General features: G+C 56.0%; 8 protein-coding genes. All 8 read right to left on the reverse strand.

Translation table 11 applies throughout. The annotated features are described in order from the left end of the window. The coding region (locus tag WBG04_RS13865; RefSeq protein WP_424315046.1) for a discoidin domain-containing protein at positions 1–1,015 on the reverse strand (1,015 nt) is incomplete at its 3' end. A 247-nt stretch (positions 1,016–1,262) separates the two neighbouring features. Beyond that, positions 1,263–1,475 carry a hypothetical protein gene (locus WBG04_RS13870; protein WP_424315047.1) on the reverse strand — a complete coding sequence of 71 codons (213 nt, stop codon included), beginning with the start codon at positions 1,473–1,475 and terminating at the stop codon, positions 1,263–1,265. Then, a complete protein-coding gene (locus WBG04_RS13875; RefSeq protein ID WP_424315048.1) occupies positions 1,472–1,699 on the reverse strand; it encodes a hypothetical protein in 228 nt (75 codons plus the stop codon). Before WBG04_RS13875 ends, WBG04_RS13870 begins: the two co-directional genes overlap by 4 nt. A gap of 3 nt (positions 1,700–1,702) precedes the next feature. After that, positions 1,703–1,963, reverse strand: a complete 261-nt coding sequence (locus WBG04_RS13880; RefSeq protein WP_424315049.1) for a hypothetical protein — start codon at positions 1,961–1,963, stop codon at positions 1,703–1,705. Positions 1,964–2,561: 598 nt separating this feature from the next. After that, the gene (locus WBG04_RS13885; protein ID WP_424315050.1) at positions 2,562–2,741 is read right to left on the reverse strand and encodes a hypothetical protein; all 180 of its coding nucleotides are present in this window, start codon (positions 2,739–2,741) and stop codon (positions 2,562–2,564) included. Beyond that, a complete protein-coding gene (locus WBG04_RS13890) occupies positions 2,738–3,535 on the reverse strand; it encodes a hypothetical protein (RefSeq protein ID WP_424315051.1) in 798 nt (265 codons plus the stop codon). Before WBG04_RS13890 ends, WBG04_RS13885 begins: the two co-directional genes overlap by 4 nt. Positions 3,536–3,619: 84 nt before the next feature. Next, positions 3,620–3,757, reverse strand: coding sequence for a HepT-like ribonuclease domain-containing protein (locus tag WBG04_RS13895; protein WP_424315052.1), 138 nt, complete (start codon positions 3,755–3,757; stop codon positions 3,620–3,622). A gap of 332 nt (positions 3,758–4,089) precedes the next feature. Further along, positions 4,090–4,545, reverse strand: coding sequence for an IS200/IS605 family transposase (gene tnpA, locus WBG04_RS13900; protein ID WP_424315053.1), 456 nt, complete (start codon positions 4,543–4,545; stop codon positions 4,090–4,092). Positions 4,546–5,030: the final 485 nt, after the last annotated feature.

Below are 5,030 nucleotides of genomic sequence, written 5' to 3' on the forward strand. Positions count from 1 at the left end.
ACTTGTGACCGCCCCCAACACATTCGACTACGAGTTCAACAATGTGAAATCCCCAATTTGTATCATTTTCTACACCATGGATTCGGATGTAACGAAGGTCCATTGGCTCCATCGAAGACTCTTGCCAACCAGTATTTGTGAATTTTCTAGATCGATCAGCGAGAACAAGCCATTGCTCACGATTCTCCGAACCTTCGATCTTGTATTTGTAATTACGTTCATCTTTGTCGTAGAGAAGAATCCTAACTTTCTCTACGGCGTAAACATCTTTTAGATCAACTTCGGCCACACATGGCCATCGCCCTAATGCCCATCCTTGATGAAGATCGTGCTTTTCAGATTCTCCATCGATCATGCGGTCTCCTTCTTCCATACCGGTAACCGTCACTCCTCTCGATTTCAATGCGATATCGCCCTTTACAATCTTCCCTCTCAATATTTTTCCATCTGATGAAAGCCTAGATAGGTAATTGCGCGCTGCGGCCAATTCTTCATTTGAGTTAAGATCACCGCGAACTTTCTTTGCTCTTAGTGCATCCTCGATTTCTCCGGCCTTGGTCAACTCGGTTTGCTTCGCCCCCAGAGCCTGCTCCATCTTTGTAGCTAATTCTGTTAGCTCTAGTGCACTCGTCTTTAGTATCTTTCCTTCGGCTTGGTCGAATGTGTCGCGGAGTTGCTTTACATTGTAGGCCGCGTTTGACGGGAGTCCGGGTAGCGACTCTCGTCCCGCTTCTAGGGCATCCATCTGATCCTTGATCGGAATAAGTAGTTCCAGTTTCCCCTTGGCCTTCGTCTTCTCGAACAGGCGTTCGAGTGCTGCCTGATAATTGTCACGAAGGGTGTCGATTTGCTGATCACGCTTGGTGATCACTTCGTCGCATCGCTTCTGGAACGCCTGCTGCAAATCTTCGACCGAAGATCCTTGCGAAATCGAGGCGAGAAGCACGACGAGAATAAGCGTTAGGCTTAGCGTTAGGCGGCTCATCGGCTTGAGAACTTTGATAATTTCACCCATGGATCCTAAGAAAGCAACGACATCGCCAACAAGGCTGGATTCGCCATGGGTCGGTGTTGCCGTCTTAAGGTCGCAAGGTTCCGCCGTCGCTCTCCGAGCTTCCTCCTACGCTGAAGCTTCGGCGGACAGGATGGCGGACAGACTCCGGTCGAATGTCCGAGCAGACTAGTCGGCTCCATCACTACTGATCGAAATGCTGAAACGCTGAGAAACTGAAATTCTGAAAAAACCGGCCCGGCCCCTGCGGTCAGGCTTTATCCAAGGGCTTCCCTTTTGCGGCGGCGGCCTCCTTCATTCGCGCGCGCTGGGCAGCCAGGGTGAGGGTGAGATCCTCCGCTTCTTCTAGCCACTGGATTTTTTCCCGCAGCGTCAATCGTCGATCAAGTATCCGATCAAGTTCACGACAGCCTTCCGCTGTTCCCCAACGCCAGTCGGGAAGGATTGGAGATTCAGCTTTCATGATAGACGGAGTAACTCCTCAATATCCGTGAGGTCTTGGGAGCGCGAGGCCTCACGTTTCATCGTCAACAGGGTACTTAGCGAGACAATGGCTGCCGATAGCCCGGGACCCAATTCCATTTCGTGAGCCTTACCGATTTCATCCGAAAAATCAAAGGGCTCGTAGATGAAGATGTCGATCGGGGTCCGTCCGTGGGCGTCGCTCCATAGCTTGAGGACCACCATGTTTTACTCCTCGCGCCATCGCTGACGGTTCTCCGCGTTGCTGAATTCCTCGGCGCTTACCGGAATGGCCATCTGGTAGCCAATGGCAAAAAGCGCGTTCAATCCGAGGAGGATATTGTCGCTCTTAAGTTCCAGGACGATATCGACACCTCGTGTCAATCGGGCGAAACCGTGGGCGTTGACGGCAAGGTCTCCGACAATCAGATAGCGGGCTCCTGCGTCATTGAGCGCCTTGACGATGGCTTCGACGCTGCGGAGTTCCATGGAGTTAAAAAACTGAAATGCTGAAAAGCTGAAAAGCTGAAACTCTGAAACTCTGAAACTCTGAAAGCTAAATGCTGAAATACCGTCCTAAGGTCCAAGGTCTAAAAGTCCGAACTAAGCAGCGGCTCCATCACTTCTGACCTTTAGACTTTGAGACGTTCCGACGTTCAGACCGAAATACCGAGGCACGGAAACACTGGCTACCGGCCACTGAGGCGAGACGACAGGGCGGGAACGCCCTTGCTCCCTTTTGACCGAAACACCGATTCGGAGGATCGCTGCCTTATTGAGGATTCAACGCCGTTGGCGTAGGGGTTTTTCGGTCCGTTCCCCCGGGGTAGCTTGCGCAACCCCGGGCTTTGGGATTGGGGTCCCGTTGGGACGGAAGAGTTGGGAGTCGAAGGTCAAAGGTCCGAACAGACGCGCCGGTCCCGTCGCTTTTGACCTTTAGACCTTGAAACATTCCGACGTTCAGACCGAAATGCCGAGGCACGGAAACACTGGCTACCGGCCACTGGGGTGAGGCGACAGGGCGGGAACCCATCCTTCGCATGAAGCTATGGCGGGCAGGCTGCCCTTGCTCCCTTTGCCGGCGGCATCAGGACGGGTCGACGAAGACACCGTGTTCGTAGCTGTGGCGGTCTTCGTCGTTGGTGCTTTGCGCCTGCCGTAGCCAGGCATTCCATACCAGCATCAGTTCGTCCCAACTCAGATTCCGGAGATCGAGATCCTCCTCGCTGAGAAATTCCCCGAGGCCCGGATTTTCCGTCGGTTTCATGGGTGGAAGGGTAATTCATCTTCCGCCGCTTGCAAAATCAAGGCGTGCGCTTTTTTCAGGGGCATTCCCGTGAGTGAAGGTTGCAGGGCGGGCCAGACGGTCCGCCAAGTAGCAGACGCTGCGGAGAAGGCTGCGAGGCGGTTCTCGTCAGCCCGCATGAGCTGTCGCCTTTCCTTGTCCAAGGCCTCTTCGAGGGTGTCACGATTTTTGAGGAGCGCGTGGAGGAGGAGTGGCCGCTGGGATTCGAGACCACGGACCAGGTCCGGGGTTTCAGACGCGGCGGCGATGAGGTCGCGGGCGCTTCTGCTGTGGAGAACTTGGACTTCGGGAGGGAGCTTGCGGGCAAGTTCGCCGATGACGGCGTAGTCTTTCTCCCGCTGCGTCTGCTTAACCATGAGGAGAGCTTCGATTTCCAGAAACGGGATCTGCTGTCCGGAGTGCGTCGCCCACAGCTGAGCAAGTTGTTCATCGCTCAGGCGCGGGGGGCGCGAGAAAAAATCGCAGCGGACCCTGATCCCGTCGGCCATGAATTCCAGATGGGAACTCCAACCACCGGCGAGCCAGCGCGCATCCAATGGCGCGCCAAAGCGATAGCGTGCATTTCGGGATTCGAGGACGGTCAGAATGAAATCGAGATCGGCAGGATGCTCCCGGACGATCCAATCTCCGTCTTTACTCATGATGGCGAGCCGGTGCAGCACCACCGCCTGCCCGGAACTGATGATGGCACGAGTCTCTCCGTCATTGAATTCGCGGGTGAGCGCAAGATAGATGTTTTCAACGGTCGGTGACATGGCAGGGAGTGACCGTTGGAAAGGGTCGGAAAACTGAAATGCTGAAACTCTGAAAGCTGAAATACTGAAATGCCGGAGCATCGGCTAAGCCCGCTTGGAAAGTTCGCCGAGGTAGGCTTCGAAGTCGCCGAGATGCTGTTGAAGGATGGCTTCGAGAATCGGTCGCTGGAGTTGCTGGTAGGAATGCACTGCCACGTTTCGGAAACCCACCATGTGTTTCATGGCGAGGGCTGTGGCCGGTGCTTCCGGACTACTATGTTGCCGTCTTAAGGTCGAAGGTCGAAAAGTCCGAACGAACGAGCCGGCCCCATCACTTCTGACCTTTAGACGTTTGGACCTTCCGACGTTTAGACCGAAACACCCGCCCTCGGCGTTCGCCATCCCAAAACTCAACCGTCCCAAAGGGAGATTCATCCCGTCGATCATTCCAAAGGGAGATTCATCCCGTCGACCGTCCCAACGGGACATCCATCCCGGAGCCCGGGGTTGCGGAGCTACCCCGGGAACCGGTGTGCCCGGAATCCCTACCCCGAAGGGGTTGAATCCCGTGGTGGTCAGTCCCAAACGTAGCGCTCGTCCCAGTCGATCCGGTGCTTCCGAAGCATCATCCGGAATTCATCCTGAAAACTGAGTTTGCGGTGATGCTCTTCCTGGTTGGCGATGTAGTGTTCGACCGTTTCCAGCATCGAAGGACTGACGGAAAACAGGCCGTATCCCGTTTGCCAGGCGAAGTCGCCCAGCGTGGGTTCGCGTTGTTTGATCCAGAGGCTCGACGACCTCTTCAATTCCTTGACCCAATCCGCCTGGGTGATGGTCCGGGCATGGCGGGCGAGCAGATGGACGTGGTCTTCGACACCGCCGGCCACCAGAGGAGGGCAATGGAGTTCGCGCGAAATGCCGCCGAGGTAGGCATGCATTTCATGGCGCACTTCCGGGTTTGATAGAAAAGGCCGGCGGTCTTTGGTGGAAAAGACGAGGTGCAGGTAGACCGCTGACAATGATTGGGGCATGGCGCCTCGTTGCGACGGGATTCAACGCCGTTGGCGTAGGGGTTTTTCGGGCCGTTCCGTCCCGGGGTAGCTTGCGCAACCCCGGGCTTTGGGATTGGGGTCCCGTTGGGACGGAAGAGGGATCCAACGCCGTTGGCCTGGGAGATTTCTCGGTCCGTTCCCCCGGGGTAGCTTGCGCAAGCCCGGGCTTTGAGATTGGGGTCCCGTTGGGACGGGAGACTTTGACGTGGCAGCAGGATTCAACGCCGTTGGCGTAGGGGTTTTTCGGGCCGTTCCGTCCCGGGGTAGCTTGCGCAACCCCGGGCTTTGGGATTGGGGTCCCTTTGGGACGGAAGAGTTGCCGTCGCGACGGGATTCAACGCCGTTGGCGTAGGGAGATTTTTCGGTCGGTTCCCCCGGGGTAGCTTGCACAAGCCCGGGCTTTGGGATTGGGGTCCCTTTGGGACGGAAGAACTTGCCGAACCTATTCGGTTCCCCTGCCTTTC

The organism is Haloferula sp., from assembly GCF_049672945.1.
Classification (GTDB): domain Bacteria; phylum Verrucomicrobiota; class Verrucomicrobiia; order Verrucomicrobiales; family Akkermansiaceae; genus Haloferula.

Coding starts and splice junctions, on each gene's coding strand:
- WBG04_RS13885 (WP_424315050.1), bottom strand. CDS start 2,741: ATGAAACCGACGGAAAATCCGGGCCTCGGGGAATTTCTCAGCGAGGAG.
- tnpA (WP_424315053.1), bottom strand. CDS start 4,545: ATGCCCCAATCATTGTCAGCGGTCTACCTGCACCTCGTCTTTTCCACC.
- WBG04_RS13870 (WP_424315047.1), bottom strand. CDS start 1,475: ATGAAAGCTGAATCTCCAATCCTTCCCGACTGGCGTTGGGGAACAGCG.
- WBG04_RS13895 (WP_424315052.1), bottom strand. CDS start 3,757: ATGAAACACATGGTGGGTTTCCGAAACGTGGCAGTGCATTCCTACCAG.
- WBG04_RS13875 (WP_424315048.1), bottom strand. CDS start 1,699: ATGGTGGTCCTCAAGCTATGGAGCGACGCCCACGGACGGACCCCGATC.
- WBG04_RS13880 (WP_424315049.1), bottom strand. CDS start 1,963: ATGGAACTCCGCAGCGTCGAAGCCATCGTCAAGGCGCTCAATGACGCA.
- WBG04_RS13890 (WP_424315051.1), bottom strand. CDS start 3,535: ATGTCACCGACCGTTGAAAACATCTATCTTGCGCTCACCCGCGAATTC.